14 protein-coding genes are annotated in these 15723 nt (G+C 51.6%); 8 read left to right on the top strand and 6 right to left on the bottom strand.

Annotation, left to right across the window (positions count from 1 at the left end; genetic code table 11):
* Nucleotides 1–122 precede the first annotated feature (122 nt).
* The 4 genes from ACG2F4_RS03045 to ACG2F4_RS03030 form a co-directional block, all read right to left on the bottom strand.
* Entirely contained in the window at nt 123–1343 is a 1221-nt protein-coding gene (locus ACG2F4_RS03045) for an ABC transporter permease (protein ID WP_395258261.1), read from the bottom strand.
* A gap of 2 nt (nt 1344–1345) precedes the next feature.
* The gene (locus ACG2F4_RS03040; protein WP_395258259.1) at nt 1346–2569 is read right to left on the bottom strand and encodes an ABC transporter permease; all 1224 of its coding nucleotides are present in this window, start codon (nt 2567–2569) and stop codon (nt 1346–1348) included.
* 74 nt (nt 2570–2643) lie between these two features.
* Nucleotides 2644–3405: an outer membrane lipoprotein-sorting protein gene (locus ACG2F4_RS03035; protein ID WP_395258257.1), complete on the bottom strand. Its 762-nt coding sequence runs from the start codon at nt 3403–3405 to the stop codon at nt 2644–2646.
* Entirely contained in the window at nt 3374–3964 is a 591-nt protein-coding gene (locus tag ACG2F4_RS03030) for a TetR/AcrR family transcriptional regulator (protein WP_395258255.1), read from the bottom strand. Before ACG2F4_RS03030 ends, ACG2F4_RS03035 begins: the two co-directional genes overlap by 32 nt.
* Before the next feature lie 699 nt (nt 3965–4663).
* On the opposite strand from ACG2F4_RS03030, the gene ACG2F4_RS03025 reads away from it, so the two are divergent.
* Nucleotides 4664–4882 carry a cold-shock protein gene (locus ACG2F4_RS03025; protein WP_395258253.1) on the top strand — a complete coding sequence of 73 codons (219 nt, stop codon included), beginning with the start codon at nt 4664–4666 and terminating at the stop codon, nt 4880–4882.
* A 209-nt stretch (nt 4883–5091) separates the two neighbouring features.
* On the opposite strand, the gene ACG2F4_RS03020 is transcribed toward ACG2F4_RS03025, so the two are convergent.
* On the bottom strand, nt 5092–5988 hold the full coding sequence (locus ACG2F4_RS03020) for a dimethylarginine dimethylaminohydrolase family protein (RefSeq protein ID WP_395258251.1): 897 nt from the start codon (nt 5986–5988) through the stop codon (nt 5092–5094).
* 197 nt (nt 5989–6185) lie between these two features.
* Between ACG2F4_RS03020 and ACG2F4_RS03015 the strand changes: the two genes are divergently transcribed.
* Entirely contained in the window at nt 6186–7106 is a 921-nt protein-coding gene (locus ACG2F4_RS03015; RefSeq protein WP_395258250.1) for a DUF58 domain-containing protein, read from the top strand.
* Nucleotides 7107–7165: 59 nt separating this feature from the next.
* The gene (locus tag ACG2F4_RS03010; RefSeq protein ID WP_395258248.1) at nt 7166–8320 is read left to right on the top strand and encodes a serine hydrolase domain-containing protein; all 1155 of its coding nucleotides are present in this window, start codon (nt 7166–7168) and stop codon (nt 8318–8320) included.
* Nucleotides 8321–8729: 409 nt separating this feature from the next.
* Here the strand turns inward: ACG2F4_RS03010 and ACG2F4_RS03005 are convergent, their stop codons facing one another.
* On the bottom strand, nt 8730–9521 hold the full coding sequence (locus ACG2F4_RS03005) for an SDR family oxidoreductase (protein ID WP_395258246.1): 792 nt from the start codon (nt 9519–9521) through the stop codon (nt 8730–8732).
* Nucleotides 9522–9683: 162 nt separating this feature from the next.
* On the opposite strand from ACG2F4_RS03005, the gene ACG2F4_RS03000 reads away from it, so the two are divergent.
* The 5 genes from ACG2F4_RS03000 to hemC all read left to right on the top strand — a co-directional run bounded on the left by ACG2F4_RS03000 (nt 9684) and on the right by hemC (nt 15548).
* Nucleotides 9684–10385, top strand: coding sequence for a response regulator transcription factor (locus ACG2F4_RS03000; protein WP_395258243.1), 702 nt, complete (start codon nt 9684–9686; stop codon nt 10383–10385).
* Between the two features lie 100 nt (nt 10386–10485).
* On the top strand, nt 10486–11886 hold the full coding sequence (locus tag ACG2F4_RS02995) for a sensor histidine kinase (protein ID WP_395258241.1): 1401 nt from the start codon (nt 10486–10488) through the stop codon (nt 11884–11886).
* Between the two features lie 339 nt (nt 11887–12225).
* Nucleotides 12226–13350, top strand: a complete 1125-nt coding sequence (gene hemH, locus ACG2F4_RS02990) for a ferrochelatase (RefSeq protein ID WP_395258238.1) — start codon at nt 12226–12228, stop codon at nt 13348–13350.
* A gap of 1 nt (nt 13351) precedes the next feature.
* Nucleotides 13352–14620 (top strand): glutamyl-tRNA reductase, encoded by a 1269-nt coding sequence (gene hemA / locus ACG2F4_RS02985; protein ID WP_395258235.1) that lies wholly within the window; start codon nt 13352–13354, stop codon nt 14618–14620.
* Nucleotides 14613–15548: a hydroxymethylbilane synthase gene (gene hemC / locus ACG2F4_RS02980; protein WP_395258233.1), complete on the top strand. Its 936-nt coding sequence runs from the start codon at nt 14613–14615 to the stop codon at nt 15546–15548. Before hemA ends, hemC begins: the two co-directional genes overlap by 8 nt.
* The last annotated feature ends 175 nt before the right edge of the window (nt 15549–15723 follow it).

Below are 15723 nucleotides of genomic sequence, written 5' to 3'. Positions count from 1 at the left end.
GGTATGGCGTTATGGATTTCGTATTACGGGTTGCCGGGTGTTTTTGTATCGTTTTATGAAGGTAACTTTGTTCAAATTCTTATTCCCTGGTTAAAAACTTATTGAACCCGCTACCCCTGCCATCAAATCTTCCGAATCGCTTCCACCGGTTTTAGTTTCAGGGTTTTCCAGGCCGGGTACAGTGAAGATAGCAGGGCAGCCACCGCAATCATCAGTGCGATATTGAGATAGTAGATTGCCTCGATTTCGGGATAGATGACGGTACTCATCCCGTAGGCATTCAATCCCTCCGCAAAAGCGCTCAGGTTGATTCCAGTCTCTTTAAGCAGGTCGATGGAGATCCAGCTGCACAGCAGTCCCAGTGGAGCACCGGTCATGGTAAGGAAAACCGTCTCCGAGAGAATCATCATAAACAGCCGCACTTTGTTCATGCCCACCGCCATCAGCATACCGAGTTCGCGGGTGCGCTCCAGGATCGCCATCAGCATGGTATTGATGATGCTGAAGACCAGCGCAATGACAATGATGACCATGAAAATGTAAAGAGTCACGTCCATCACGCTGTACACATACCGTAATTCCGGGGCGATATCTCCCCAGGATGTGACATTCAGGTTCGGGAACTGGCTGGCAAGCTGCTGTGCATAGCGTTCAGCCTGCCCGAAATCATCCACTTTGAGCGTTATTTTGTGCGTGAGGTCCTCCTTTTCCAGCAGGCTGTTGAGGTCGGTTGCTTCTACAAACACGTTGCTGTTGTCGTAGTTGTTGTTGGGGGAATCAAAAATCCCGGCCACGCGGAAGGCTCCGGCGGTAATGTTTCCGTTGACATCCTGGAAGCTGAGCACCATTCTTGATTTTAAATCAAGATCGAGCCGTTCGGCCAGTTCGCGCCCGATGACCACCGGGTTTCGGCTTACGCCCTGCAGCATATCTCCCTCCACCAGGTATTGCTGAACAGGGTTTGTGCTGTCTGTTTTCGAATTTATCCCGTGAATGGATACGCCGTAACTGTTGGAGGCGCTCTGGGCCAGGCCGGTGCTCAGGCTTTGCGGGCGAATCTCCGTGACGTGGGATTCCGCTTCCAGCCTGTCAATGACTTTATCGGCATCGGGAATTTCGCAGGTGGGATTAAATTGGTCCTCAAACCGGGGATGCATGATCTGGATATGTCCCACGGAAAGATTAAGCTGATTTTGCAGGTAGCCCTGCGCCATGCCGTTCATAAATGCCGAGAGGAAAACACCGGCCCAGACCCCCAGCAGTACTGCAACTACCACGACGCCACTCCGCGTGGGATTACGCCACACATTTTTCCAGCCGAGACTGATGATTTTTAAAAACATGATTACCCCCTCATCGCTTCTACAGGATTAAGACGGATGGCCCGGATAATCGGTACCAGGCTGAACAGCAGGGTAATGAAAAATACGATGACCGCCTGGTTGAGGAAGATATCCGGCGCGACAGAGAATTGGAGTACGGGCTCCATCGCGTACTGCTGCAGGGCCGACTCCATATCGCCGGTGAGCTGGATCGGGTTGACATTGAAATACCACGAGATCGGCAGGCTCACCAGGATACCGAGCCCCGAGCCCAGCATTGAGATGAGGATCACTTCGCAGGAAAGGATCTTCAGGATCATGGAACGCGGGGTGCCCACCGACAGCATCACCCCAAATTCGTAGGTGCGTTCCGAGACCATCATGAGTACGGTGCCCAGGATGCCGAATCCGACAACCATATAGAGCACCATCAGTATGATGATGCCGCTGCCGCGGTCGGCCTGAATCGCCTGCTGCAGCTCGGGCATGAGTTCTTCCCAGGACATCACCTCGTACCGGTCCGGCGAAAGACGATTTCGGAGCTGCTGAACAGACGGTTGAACCTCCCGGGCATCATCAAGAATGAGGGCCGCGGTGGTGATTCGGTCGGGGGCAACAAAAAAGTTCTGTGCAGCCTCCAGCGGCAGGTAGACCAGGCTGCTGTTTAGCTGCGGGTTCGGATAGGAAACCGTTCCCCTGATGGGGTAGAGCCCGGTGGCGTTCATCCCGCGGTATCCCTGGCCGATGAGTACCAGGCTGTCCCCGATCTGCGCGTCGAGTCGTTCCATCAGTTCATGGCCCACAAGGGCCGCCTGCTCGCTGTTCGATTCAAAATAGCGGCCCTCCCGAAGCCGGTTTTGCGGGGCGCTGAGGGCTCGTTCGGCTTCTACGTCGATACCCATCACCATGGCCGGACGGCTCTGATCGCTGGTGGCCGCCAGGGCGTATGACTCGATACGCGGGGCAATTGTCGTCACTGATTCCACCTGGCGTACCTGTTGCTGTAGCGAGTCGGACAAAACGAAGCTGTTATTTAACGTCTGTTCATCCCAGTACCCGTTGGCGTGAACCTGGATATACCCGGTGAAAGTACCCACCGTGCTCTCTATCATGTTGTCATACTGTCCCTCCTGGCTGGAGCGTGTGATGGCAGAAAGCGCCACGGCCACCACGATGGAAGCCAGTGTAATGATGGTACGCCGCCTGTTCCTCCAGATATTTCGCCAGGCCAGTTTAAATGCGAGCATGTTTAGTGTTCAGTTATCAATTATCAGAGATTGTTTCTTCTTCGCATTACGCATTTTGCAACAGGCATCAACTGTCATTCAACGCGTTTCATATTCTGTATGCTGAAGAAGCTCTCCGAAATGTCGATATCAAATTCAATTTCGTTGTACATGAGCACCGTTTTATTCCCGGGCTCGTCCGTCGGTTCCATCTCCATGTACGTCGGGATAAACCGTCCATCCAGCTCTTCCACCTTCGAGCCCGTCATGGTTCGCATGAGCGTGTTATCCTCATCGTAAAACTCGGTGCGCAGCTGCAGGTACTCCTCTTTGGATATAAATACATTCACCTTGCCCCAGACGACCGGGGCCTCGGGCTTGGGTATCATTTCGATATTGTAGCAGTCGTAGCCGCTAATAGTGGTGTCACCCACAATTTCATGCGAATAGTCGGTAACGATGGAGGATTCGCGCACGAGATCGTTGTTCGAAAAGTCGGAACCCATCCACGACTGACTCATCATGGAGGGCGGCAGCTTGATTGTCCGGTTGATATTCGGCAGCCAGTTCCAGATTTCGTTGCCCCGCTTCAGGTAGGCCGTACCTTCGTCGCGGGCCGGGGCCGTCACCAGCATCAGGCTGTACTCATCGCCCTTGTTCCAGGATTTAATAGTGAGCGAACGCTCCCAGTTGGGGCGTATGATCTTCATCGTGATTTCCGCCCGCGAGCTCTCACCCCGCATCTTAAGGTCGGCCTGCCGTACAATCTCGGTGGCATCCTGCGCCAGTGCCGGCAGCGCGAGTGTAAGAGACAGCAAAAGAGAACTAGCGATCTTCTTTGGGGTGCACATATTCATCCAGGATTTTTTGTTTGATTGTTGTGTAGGGATACTCCTTGCCCATGGTGATGCAGCCCAGCGCCACGCCATCCAGCTTGGCCGCCAGGTAGTAGGCTTCATCCTCGGGATCGTCATACCCCAGCTTTTCCAGCAATTCCGACAGCAGCCTGACCTGCCGTTCGTTTTCCTTCTGAATATGGGGCTGGAGTTTGGCCACCGCATCCGGCTGCAGGGCTAAAGAGATCATCAGTCGCATGATCTCCGATGATTCTTCAATATAACCGAATACTTTTTCCAGCATCAGTTCCAGGCATTCGGCAGGGGAACACCCGTCGGGGAAAGTTGTGGCCTCTTTCCCCATCTCCTGCAGATCTTCAAAAATAGATACCAATATCTCCTCCTTGCTGGAGAAATAATGGTAGATCAGTCCCTTTGAAACTGCAGCTTTTTCGGCAACCCTGCGTACCGAGGTGTTGGAAAAGCCCTCTTTTGCAAACAACTGAAAGGCGGCCTCCTTGATCTGGTTGCGGGTTTGTTCCCGGATCTCTTCATTTTGTTCGGGTGTTCTGGGTGACATGGTCATCACATTTACAGAGTCTTAAAAAACCGGTTTACTGAGCACTTTTTTGCCCGAAAATTCAACCTCCCCAGGTATGAGCAGCAACCTGCGGTTTCGAATCCGCCGGGGCATGGGTGTACTAACAAACCTTGGTTTCCAGCGCCTTCTTCTGTTGACTAATCGTTCAGTCAAAAATGTAGCTAAAGAAGAAATTACAGTCAAATTAAATTATCTGGCAACTGTGCATCATCAACTTGTTGTTGAATGGGATACCTTCAAAATATGGACGAGATCCTTGTCATATGAATTATAGACAATCCGATAGTTTTCTCTTAGATGGCTTTGTAAAATCCTCTATTCCCCGTTCTGAGGGATTTGTATTCCCGTTTAAAAAAGTAAACAGGGTCGGTGGTACAACCCCCTCCCAACCACATAACAGGTTCTGCAAAGGTCCATAGAATTACCCGGATCCCAGGAAGAACGCTGGTCACCGTCACCAATCAACCAATGACTACGCCAGAAACAGTGTGCCCGAAGAGGAGATATTTTCAGGAAGCGATTTTTTCTGTCAAAAAAATAGGTATTCCCGATAATTAGGCGTATGTTAGGGCGTTATATTTAATTACTCACCTGTATAAGTATTTTTTTGGAAAGACGCGTTAACCCAACTCCTTTCATAAGATGAACCTATAGGTGCATAAAAAACACACAGTACCAATGGCACAACAAGGAAAAGTAAAGTTTTTTGACACTCAAAAAGGATTTGGATTTATCAAACCTGATGATGGAGGCAAAGATGTCTTCGTTCATAGAAATAACGTAGACGCTCTTGGACCGAACCAGGGCTTAGAGGATGATGAAGCCGTCGAATTTGACGTCGAGGAAACACCAAAAGGTTTAAGCGCAACGAACGTTGTAAGCTTGGATTACAAATAGTTTGAAGATATTCAGACTTTGAGCAGAAGGCCTGTTCCATTGCGGAGCAGGCCTTCTTTGTTTCATGGAGGAAAAGCGGGGAATCGAAGAGTCGGGTGAGGGAGGAGAGGAAGCCGGTCTTGCTGCCAATTTCATTCCCGGATAACTGTTGATCATCTAAAATCAATCTCGGTACAGAGTTGTAACCCCGCCTTTTAAACGACAGCACCTCACCAGAGGAGTTGCTTCATGCAGAATACGCTTCCGCCGCTTTTCAGGTATTCCGAGGTCTCCACTTCGTGAATGGTAAAGCCGGCCTCCCTTAGCTTGCTGTTGACCTCTCTGCAGCCCTGTTGGATGATCACGTTTTGGCCGTCCGGGCAGGAGGCGTTGCAGGCAAAACGCTCTTTGGCTTCATCTTCGCTGGCTTCAATAACGTGATCGAAAACGGCGTGGATGAGTTTAAGTCCCGATTCAGTAAACGCTTGCGGGTAGATAAGGACAGTGGTCTCATTTAATACGCAGAAGCAGGTATCCAGGTGGTAAAAGTGCTCGTCCGCAAGCCGGAGGGCCATGACCGGTACATCCAGCATCCCGGAAACGGCTTTGTAGGCCTCCCTGGAGGTCCGGTACCCGTAGCCGCCCCAAAGCAGGCGCTGGCCGGAATGCCAGATCGCATCTCCGCACCCCTCGAAAGCCCGGACTTTTTCACGGTCCAGGTACCGTACTTCATAGCCCTGCTGCCGGTACCACTGCTCAATGTAGGGAACCTCTTCTTTGCGCATATCCGAATGCATGATACTCATGACCACCTGTTTTCTTCCTGCAGGGTTGATATAAGGCAGGCTCTGATTCGCACAGAATACCATGTCGGGCAGCCCTTTTTGTCCCTCCAGCCGGTGAACCGAAAATCCCAGTTGCCTGAACACCCCGAGTACCTGCTGCCACTGGTTCCGTGCAGCCGTTTTATCTACATTGCCGATGTTGTCAGCCATATGTGGGTTGATCGCGTAATCCACTGAAAAAAAGGTCGGTTCCACCATCAACACCTGTTTGGGGGCCGGCAGGGCGGGAAGGTTGTGAGCAGAAAAGGTAAGGTGGTCGACCGAGGTGATAACCTGTGCCATAAGAATTAAGGTACCTGGTATTCATGTGTATCGTTCAAAGATATTACATTTCGGGCCCGCAGAAAAGCAGGCAACTCCCATCGTTGCAAAAGATTCTTTTACAAAAAATATTTTTATTTGCCATTGAAATAGGCATACTTTTATCTGCTGGTAACAAAGCCTGTACTGTTCGGGCATCCACGAACGAGTTAATTTATATGCTGCTTAACCCGGAACTGCTTTCACAATTGGCACCCCTGGAGCTCAGGGCCCGAAAAATTGTGGAGGGCTTCATATCAGGTCTGCACAAAAGCCCGTACTACGGGTTTAGTGTGGAGTTTGCCGAGCATCGTCCATATAATTTCGGGGATGACCTGAAACATGTGGACTGGAAAGTGTATGCGAAAACCGAACGGTTTTACGTAAAGCGGTATGAGGAGGAGACCAACCTCAGGGCCTACCTGCTGCTCGATACCAGCAGTTCGATGTATTTCAAGCATTTTGCCGAGTGGACCAAATTGCGGTATGGCATCAATTTCGGTGCAGCCCTGCTTTACCTGATGCACCGGCAGCGCGATGCCACGGGGCTGATACCTTTTAATGATAAAATTGAGCATTTTATTCCCGCCAAATCTTCGTATTCGCATCTTCGGCTTATATTTGGTGAGCTGGAAAAGCGGCTGGAACAGGAGGAAAAGGGACCGCAGGACCGCCGTAAAACGGCTTCGGCCCGCGTTATCCACGAAGTGGCTGAACGGTTAAAGCATCGCAGCCTGGTGGTTATTGTGACCGACCTGTTCGAGAATGTTGATAAGCATGAACAGCTCATATCGGCACTGAAGCACCTGCGGCACCGCAAGCACGAGGTATTGGTGTTTAACGTAATGGAGAAAAAAAGCGAGCGAGAGCTGGATTTTCCCGATCACCGGTTCCGCATGCAGGATATGGAGACAGGCACGGAAATGGAGGTTTTGCCGGCGCAGGTAAAAGAGGACTACAAAAAGAAAGTTGCCGAATATACCCATCAGTTTAAAATGGCGTGCAGCGAGTTCCAAATCGATTTTGAAGAGGTAGACACGCAAAGTTCATTTGACCTGGCCCTCTTGGCATACCTGAACAAGCGCAAAAAGCTTGGTTAAATAATCGGAACTAAGTGAATATATTCGATTTGCATAGGTGGATAGATCTCAGGAGTGAAATGAATATAAAGATCGTTCTGCTCAATATGGTGTTTCTGCTTTCGGTTTCAGGGCCCCTGTACGCTCAGCCGGCGCTGTCCCAGAGCATCGACAGCCTGGTGGCATCTTATGAAGAAAAGGATCTCTTCAGCGGGTCGATACTGGTAGCCCGCTCGGGAGAGGTGTTCAGTGCCGGGTACGGGATGGCCAATCGTTCCTGGGATATCCCCAACAGCCCGGAAACGCGGTTTCGGATCGCCTCGCTGACGAAACCGTTTACCGCCATGCTCGTTTTGCAGCTGGTGGAGCAGGGCAGCTTGTCGCTGGATGATCTGATTGTTCAGTACCTGCCCGATTTCCCTGCTGAATATGGTGCTGACGTGACTATACGCCACTTGCTGAGCCACACTTCCGGTATTCCCAGTTACACCAATTTCACCAACTGGGTGGATACCACGAGCCGGGTAAATGTACAACCGGCCAGTTTTACAGAGCTTATCGCCTCAAAAGAGCTGGCATTTGAGCCAGGTACCGGGTTCAGGTACAGTAACTCAAATTACTACCTGCTGGGAGTGATTATTGAAAAAGTGACCGGTATGTCCTACAGCCGGGTGCTCCAGGAGCAGATTCTGGATCCGGGTCGCCTTGGTGATACCGGCTACCAGTTCAACGGCATGATAATTGAACGGATGGCGGAAGGTTATGAACGGATCTCCAGCGACTACTACGAGAAAGCCCCCTATCAAAGCCCCTCGACCGCCTATGCCGCGGGCGGCATCTATTCGGCTGTTCATGACCTCTATCAGTGGGAGCAGCTGCTGTACAGCGATCGCCTGCTGATGGAGGAAACCCGCCAGCAGATGATGACACCCCGGGAGGGAAATTACGGCTACGGGTGGATCGCGGGGGAGGCTTACGCCGATGAGGTAGCCCGTTTTCTAAAGTCACCGTTCGATTTCTCCACAAATTCACGGCCTGAACCAGAGCCCTACCGCCTGGTTTGGCACCGGGGATCGCATCCCGGTTTCAACTCCCTGCTGGTACGGGTCCCCGACCCGCGATGGACGATTATTATCCTTGAAAACCAGCAGCTGAACGGTGATCCTGTTGGCACAAAAATTTATGATATCGCCGGTGAGATTTTTTCAATACTGGATGGCCGTCGCCAGCCGTAAGCGAATAATGCCGTGCTGTTCCCCTTTTCTTCCTTGTGGACTGGAGGCCTGTCTGACCCGCTTTTATCCAAGAAATTGGGATCTATCCCAACCGGCCTGTGGATTGTTGAGCCCCCAGCAAAAAAATACCGCCAGATAATTGTCGGGTTCGCTTTTGCTCAGACACAAGAAACACGATACAACGGGAAAATGCGTAAGACTCCTTGAGCAAGGAAATCAAAATTAGCCCGGATCTCACCAAGAAATTTGTTTTTCAGCAAGGCGAAGGGCAAATTTCGCAGCCTTTTACAGACTGTAATGATGAGTTGGCAGTAAAAAAATGACATAAGGTATTGTCATCCATAAAGTGACAGAAACTTATACAAAATACTTTTGAGAACTTCGGGTTAGCCAACAACCTACACCAGGATCACGTCACGTCCGAATTTCTCAGGATCGCATTCAGCAGCCTCGGCGAGATCCGCTTCAGGTAAACCCCCATCAGTTCCATGCCCCCGATGTAAATTTCTTCCTTTTCCCGGAGTATCTTGGGGAGCAGTTTCTGCGCAAAAGTGGACGGTTCCATCCCTTTTTTCTGTCCTTCGCCCATTTTGTTGTGTTTGGATCCGTCGCCTTCAAGGGCGTTGAGCGTGACGTCGGTTTTGATGAAACCCGGGCACACCAGGGAGACCTTGATATTGTCGTCGTGGATCTCCTGGCGCAGGCAGTCGAACCAGCCGTGCAGGGCGTGCTTGGAGGCCGCATACGCTGAACGAAGCCGGGTGCCGAATTTGCCCATCACGCTGCTGGTTACCACAATATGTCCCGACTGTCGCTGCTTCATTGCGGGAAGCACTGCTTTTGTTAAGGCCACCGTACCAAAAAAATTGACCTCCATTACTTTCCGAACGACCTCCATATCGGTGTCAACAGCCAGGGAGCGCTGGCTAATCCCCCCGTTGTTAAAGAGGTAGTCGATATGGCCAAAAGCGGAACGGGCCTGTTCCGCCTTTTGGGGCAGGGTGCCGGTTTCGGTCAGATCCAGCGGAATAATCTCTACCTCGGAAGGGATGGCGCACTGCCGCCGAACGCGTTCCAGGGCTTGTTCCCGGCGCGAGGAGATGATCAGCTTGCTCCCCCTTTTGCTCAGGGCATAGGTCAAGGCTTCTCCAATACCGGAGGAGGCACCGGTGATCCAGACTGTTTTATCCTCAAAAGACATAATTCTTGCGCGTTTTAAGCAGTTTCGGTAAATATCTGATTCTCTGGATGATAAGGTATCAAGCGGTTAATCGCACAACCGGAATTTATTTTCGTTGTTCGGTCCCTGCTTTCTATCTGAGTTTTTGTATTTTCAGGCGTAATGTTAACAAAATGAGCAGTTTTGGCACACAAGCACACCATATTGTTAGTAGAAGATGAAAAAGAGCCGGCGGAAATGCTGGCCAATTTTTTGGAAATGAATGATTATGAAGTCCTGGTAGCCCACGAGGGCAATGACGCTCTCGACCTGATCGACCGGAGGGCCAGTGATATCCATATTGCGGTTCTCGATATTATGGTTCCCAATGTGGATGGAAAGGAGATCTGCCGTAGAATCCGGAGTCACCCGGTGTTGAATGATATTCCGGTGATTTTCCTTACGGCAAAGGACAAAGAGAAGGATGAGATAGAAGGCCTCGAGCTGGGAGCCGATGACTATATATCAAAGCCCGCCAGCCTGAACCTGGTAAAAGCGCATGTCGAAACCCTGCTGAGGCGTCAAAATCCCCAAAAGGCAAACTGGCTGCAGTATGGCAATACCTACCTGGATGTGGATGCCAAGGAGCTGTATGTAGATGACGAAAAAGTAGAACTTACCTCGACGGAATATACCCTTATCGAGCTTTTTTACCAGAATCCCAAACGGGTGTACAGCCGGCAGGAGATACTGGAGCATATCACCGAGGATGATCACTTCGTCTTTGACCGCACCGTGGATGTGCATGTAAAAAACCTGCGACTAAAAATGGGCGATGCGGGAAAGATCATCAAAACATACCGCGGCATCGGGTACGGGTTGAATCGCGACCTGGTAGGCGTTTGATCCCCGTTTGTGCCGATGATATGGTCCAGGGTTTCGAGTTGAACAAGCAGGATTCAGCCGGCACAATCTGTGTTGGAAATTGTTACAATAGAGTTAAAATATGAGTATACGCTCCAAGCTGGCATGGACTTTCATTATACTGTTGATATTCGGCATTACGGCCATCAGCAGCTACTCCATCCTTTTTATCAGGAATTACATGCTGGAGGAGGGGGTGGAACAGATCCAGAAGGATACGCAGTGGCTGGCGGTGACGATAGAAAACTTGGCGGCCGGGGATGATTTTGAATCTTCGTTTCGCGAGGCGGCTGAGACATCGGGCTATCAGCTGGCACTGTACGACAATGACGGGGTGCTGTTTTCCACCTATCCCGATACCGGGCTCACTGACCTTGCGAGATACCTGAAGCACGATCTGCAGATAACGCTGGAGGCCCGCAACAAGGTTCCGCTGGTACAAAACGAGCCCGAAAATACCAAGCTGATCAGCTACGCATACCTGCCCAACAGCGGCAATGCCGCGCGATATATCCGGGTTAGCCAGTTTAAAGACCAGATTTACGCCCCGATTAAGACGATCCGCTGGATTATCTATTACGGGATGTTTATCTCCATAGGTCTTGTCATCATCGTGAGTATATGGATTGCGCGCTACCTCACGAAACCGATCACCGAGATCAAGAATGTGGCCCGGCAGATAGCAGCGGGTGATGTGGACAAGCAGATCGACCTGAACCGCAAGGATGAATTTGGCACGCTGGCGGAGTCGCTCAACCAGATGGCCTCGAAGCTGCGGAAGGATACTGAAAAAATTAAGAAGTCGGCCCTCAAGCAGCAGCAGTTTTTTGCCGACATCACCCATGAAATCCGCAATCCCCTGCACACCATCTCCGGAGCTCTCGAGCTGTTGGAGATGGAAAATCTCCCCGGGGAGCAGCGAAAAAAATATCTCAAGAATGCGCAAACACAAACAGACCGGATTGGCCGCCTCTTCAAGGATTTGATGACCCTGCAGCGCTACGATTCAGATGAGTATTTTATTGAAGAGCAGGTGTTCGACCTTTCCGAGATCGCTCATCATGTCCGGGAGCTGTATGACGACAAGGCCCGGGAAAAATCGGTCGAACTGAAGGTGGATACCCACTCCTGCAAGGTGATTGGCGATCCCGGGAAAATTGAGCAGGTGGTCGATAACCTTGTATCCAATGCTATTAAATATACCAATGAAGGGTCGATAGCCTTGACTTACCAGCAGAGCGACGGAGAGGTGAGGGTGCAGGTAAAGGATACCGGAATCGGAATTTCACAGGAGCACCTGGACCGGCTGTTCGACCGGTTCTACCGGACCGACAAGGCGCGATCGCGCGACAAGGGAGGTACGGGGCTGGGGCTGGCGGTCGTCAAAAGTATCCTCAGCGCCCACGGCCGGGATATTCATGTGGACAGCCAGCTGGAACGGGGCTCTACCTTCTGGTTTACGCTGCCGCACTTCCGGGAATGATACCATGTTCAATGCACTGTACAGAGATACGGGAACACTGCCCAAATTACATCTGCCGGCGACGGGAAATGGCTATCCGCGAAGGCTTCTCTGCCAGCCAATAGTCCCGCAGACTTCTGGAATGTTCTGCGAGGCCGGTATTGGAGGTTGGCTACTCACATGATCTGTATAGATCGATTCTAAATAAAGGTGGTCCCCTGCTCTTCAAATTCCCTTCACAAAAGATTTATTTATTTAGGAGCTTGAAAAAGGCATGTTACGTCGTTTGGGTTTATTCCTATCAGAGGACCTGCAAAGGCCTCTATCAGTTAACCGGATACGTAGAAGAATTATTTGTTTATGGCAGATCAGAACATAAAACTGGGTGTGGTCCTGATGAATCTCGGTGGTCCCACCGGTGAAGAGTATGTACGCCCGTTCCTGTACAACCTGTTCCGCGATGAAGATATCATAAAAATGGGCGGCGGCAGGGTGCAGGACTTTTTTGCAAAGATCATATCAAAGTTCCGCGCTCCCAATGTGGCCGAGGATTATGAAGAGATTAACGGCTGTCCCAAAGGATGCACCGGAAACAAACACTGCCCAAACCGAAAAAACAGTGTCGTTTCAACATGTTGTTCTCCCATCAACAGTTTGACGGAAAAACAGCGGCGCGGCCTGGAAAAGCATCTGAAGAACACGTTGCCGGCCGATGTAGATGCAAAAGTCTACACCTGCATGCGGTACTTTGTGCCGTTTGCCGAAACGACGATGCAGGATATGGTGGACGACGGCATCACGCACGCGGTGATGGTTCCGCTCTACCCGCAGTTTTCGTGGACCACCACTGGCAGCAGCTTCAGGGACTGGGAGACCAAGCGGGATCAGAAGTTTGGCAGCAGCACGCCCTGGAAAGAGTTTCACGTGAAGAACTATTACCTGAATCCCCATTACCTGGAGGCGATGAACAGCCGCATCGACGAGGCGCTGGATGCGATGGACGAGGAGACGCGCAATAAAACGCACCTGATTTTCAGCGCACACGGTACCCCGCTGCTGGAGGTCAAAAGCGGCGATCCCTACACCGCCGAAATCAAGGAGACGATGGAAGCGATCATGGAGCTTCGAGATTATGAGGAGCCGTACTGGCTGGGGTACCAGTCGAAAGTGGGGCCGCAGAAATGGACCCAGCCCAACACGGCCGAACTGGTGGAGCGCCACCTGGAATATGGAATAAAAAACTTCCTCATGGTGCCGATCGCTTTTGTAACCGATCATATTGAAACACTCTACGAGCTCGGCGTGGAGCTGGTGGAGGACCTGGAAGAGGAAGGATATGAATTTGAAAACCTGGCCGTAATGAAAGGAATTAACGATCATCCCTCTTACATCCAGGCGCTTTCAGATGAAGTGATCAAAAAAGTGGGTCATCTGCTTCCGCAACAGCAAACTGAAACAGACAGTGAAGAGAAGGTAACAGCATAGCATGATGCAACAGGTTGATCAGGAACTTGGTGATTTTTGTGTGGTCGGTGTCAACCACTGGGAGGCTGCTATTGAAGTACGTGAAAAATTCAGCCTCAGCGACCAGCAAAAACAGGAGCTGATAGAAGGAGCGCTGCGTGAAGGTGTTAACAGCCTGTTCGTGGTTTCCACCTGCAACCGCACGGAGATATTTGCGAAGGATACGTCCCCCGAAGAGCTCATACGCCTGCTGATCACCTATTCCGATGCCTCGCTGGACCAGTTTCACAGCTACGGGTTTGAAAAAGTGGGCCGCCCGGCGGTCGATCACCTGTTCCAGGTTACCGTGGGACTCGATTCCCAGATTTTAGGCGACCTGCAAATTGTCAACCAGGTCAAAGAGGGCTACGAATTTGCCTCTGAAAAAGATGCGGTCTCCGGCGAGCTGCACCGGCTGATGCAGCATGTGTTCCGTGCCCACAAGCGATCGCGTAATGAAACCTCCCTGGGCGAAGGGGCTGCCACGACGGCCTACGCCGCCGTGCAGTTTGCAATGAAAACGTTTGAGAGCCTCACCGATAAAAATATCCTGCTGATCGGCACCGGGAAAATCGGTAAGGTGACCTGCAAGAACCTGGTGAGTTTGGGAGCCCGGAAAGTGACGCTGGTGAACCGCACGCGCGATCGCGCTGAATTTGTGGCCGACAAATATGACCTGGAAGTGGCCGATTATGACAACCTGCCCCGGCAGATTGATGAGTCGGACCTGGTCATTGTCGCTACAGGTGCTTCGGAGCCGGTTATCACGCTGGAGGATATGGAACACTCGAAAGCCCGGGGCCGGTTCAAGGTGATGCTCGATCTTTCGGTACCCCGCAACATCGATCCTCAGGTCGGTTCGCTCGATTTTGTCGATCTCGCAAATATGGATTTCCTGGCGGATGTAACCGATGATGCCTACCAAAAGCGGGAAGAAAACATCCCACTGGTAAAAAAAATTATTGAAGACGAAGTTACCGACTACCAGAACTGGCTGAGCGTCCAGAAAGTGGTGCCAACAATCAAGGCGCTGACGAGCAAGTTTGAGTCGATCCGGGAGGATGAGTTCGACTTTTTCAAGAACAAGATCAAGGACAGCGATCGTGACAAAGTCGAAAACCTGACCCGTCGTATCGTCAACAAAATTGCCGCCTATTCAATTGAACACCTGCGCGATCACCATGAATCGGAACAGGTGACCAGGGTCGTTAACGATATGTTCAAGCTGGAAACCGACCGGAATCATGATTAAACGAAAGAGGCTTCGTATCGGCACGCGCGAAAGCGAACTGGCAACCTGGCAAGCGAAAACGGTTGCCCGACAGCTCTCCAGGCTCGGCCATGAAACCGAGCTTGTTTTCGTTAAGTCGGAGGGGGATATCGATCTCACCACGCCGCTCACCGAAATGGGGGGCAAGGGCGTGTTCACCAAGGCGCTGGACGATGCCCTTTTGAACGACGAGATCGACCTGGCGGTCCACTCCTACAAAGATCTTCCCACAGAAAACCCGCTGCCCCTGAAAGTGGCCGCTGTACTCGAACGGGCCGATGCGCGGGACACACTGGTTGCGCCTGGTGGCACCGATTTTTTGGAAGATACAGACTGTGAAGCAACCATCGCCACCAGCAGTAACCGCAGGCGCGCGCAGTGGCTCAATCGCTATCCCAACCACACCATCACCAACATCCGTGGCAACGTGAACACGCGTCTCCGAAAGGTGGAGGAGAACGCATGGGACGCGGCTATTTTCGCTGCGGCGGGACTCACGCGTATCGGGCTGGGCGAGCATATTAGCGCCTACCTCGACTGGATGGTGCCCGCGGCCGCCCAGGGAGCCATGGCCGTGATGATCCGGGAGGAGGACCTGGTGCTGCAACGGCAGCTGAACGACCTGAACCACCGTGAGACGGAACTATGCACCCGCGTTGAGCGCGATTTCCTGCACGACATGGAAGCCGGATGCAGTGCGCCCGTCGGCGGATATGCCTCAATCGAGGGTGACATGCTGCACTTCAAAGCCGTAGCCCTGATGCTGGATGGCAGCGAGCGGTTTGATTTTGAGATCACCGAGCCGGTAGACCGGTCAGCAGAATTAGGACACCGCGCGGCGGAGGAGCTGCTGGAGCAGGGCGCCTCCAAAGTGATCGACCAGATGAAGGAAACGGAACAGGAAGAATAAGAAATCCACAAAAAGATACTACCGAAATAGCGCGAACGTCCCGCTCGTGCTATTGAAGACTTGTGTTGTGGCACGAGCGAGACACTCGCGACAGACACACAGGTATGATGTTTGTAGCTCGAAGCGCTGCTTCGAGAACTTGATACAAACGAAGCAGCGTTTCGAGCTGGATTGT

Source organism: Halalkalibaculum sp. DA3122 (assembly GCF_043951865.1).
Taxonomy (GTDB): domain Bacteria; phylum Bacteroidota; class Rhodothermia; order Balneolales; family Balneolaceae; genus JAMQKA01.
The sequence above is the reverse complement of the archived record's forward strand: the minus strand, read 5'-3'. Positions and strand labels throughout refer to the sequence as shown.

Coding starts and splice junctions, on each gene's coding strand:
- ACG2F4_RS03045 (WP_395258261.1), bottom strand. CDS start 1,343: ATGTTTTTAAAAATCATCAGTCTCGGCTGGAAAAATGTGTGGCGTAAT.
- ACG2F4_RS03040 (WP_395258259.1), bottom strand. CDS start 2,569: ATGCTCGCATTTAAACTGGCCTGGCGAAATATCTGGAGGAACAGGCGG.
- ACG2F4_RS03035 (WP_395258257.1), bottom strand. CDS start 3,405: ATGAATATGTGCACCCCAAAGAAGATCGCTAGTTCTCTTTTGCTGTCT.
- ACG2F4_RS03030 (WP_395258255.1), bottom strand. CDS start 3,964: ATGTCACCCAGAACACCCGAACAAAATGAAGAGATCCGGGAACAAACC.
- ACG2F4_RS03025 (WP_395258253.1), top strand. CDS start 4,664: ATGGCACAACAAGGAAAAGTAAAGTTTTTTGACACTCAAAAAGGATTT.
- ACG2F4_RS03020 (WP_395258251.1), bottom strand. CDS start 5,988: ATGGCACAGGTTATCACCTCGGTCGACCACCTTACCTTTTCTGCTCAC.
- ACG2F4_RS03015 (WP_395258250.1), top strand. CDS start 6,186: ATGCTGCTTAACCCGGAACTGCTTTCACAATTGGCACCCCTGGAGCTC.
- ACG2F4_RS03010 (WP_395258248.1), top strand. CDS start 7,166: ATGAATATAAAGATCGTTCTGCTCAATATGGTGTTTCTGCTTTCGGTT.
- ACG2F4_RS03005 (WP_395258246.1), bottom strand. CDS start 9,521: ATGTCTTTTGAGGATAAAACAGTCTGGATCACCGGTGCCTCCTCCGGT.
- ACG2F4_RS02995 (WP_395258241.1), top strand. CDS start 10,486: ATGAGTATACGCTCCAAGCTGGCATGGACTTTCATTATACTGTTGATA.
- hemH (WP_395258238.1), top strand. CDS start 12,226: ATGGCAGATCAGAACATAAAACTGGGTGTGGTCCTGATGAATCTCGGT.
- hemA (WP_395258235.1), top strand. CDS start 13,352: ATGATGCAACAGGTTGATCAGGAACTTGGTGATTTTTGTGTGGTCGGT.
- hemC (WP_395258233.1), top strand. CDS start 14,613: ATGATTAAACGAAAGAGGCTTCGTATCGGCACGCGCGAAAGCGAACTG.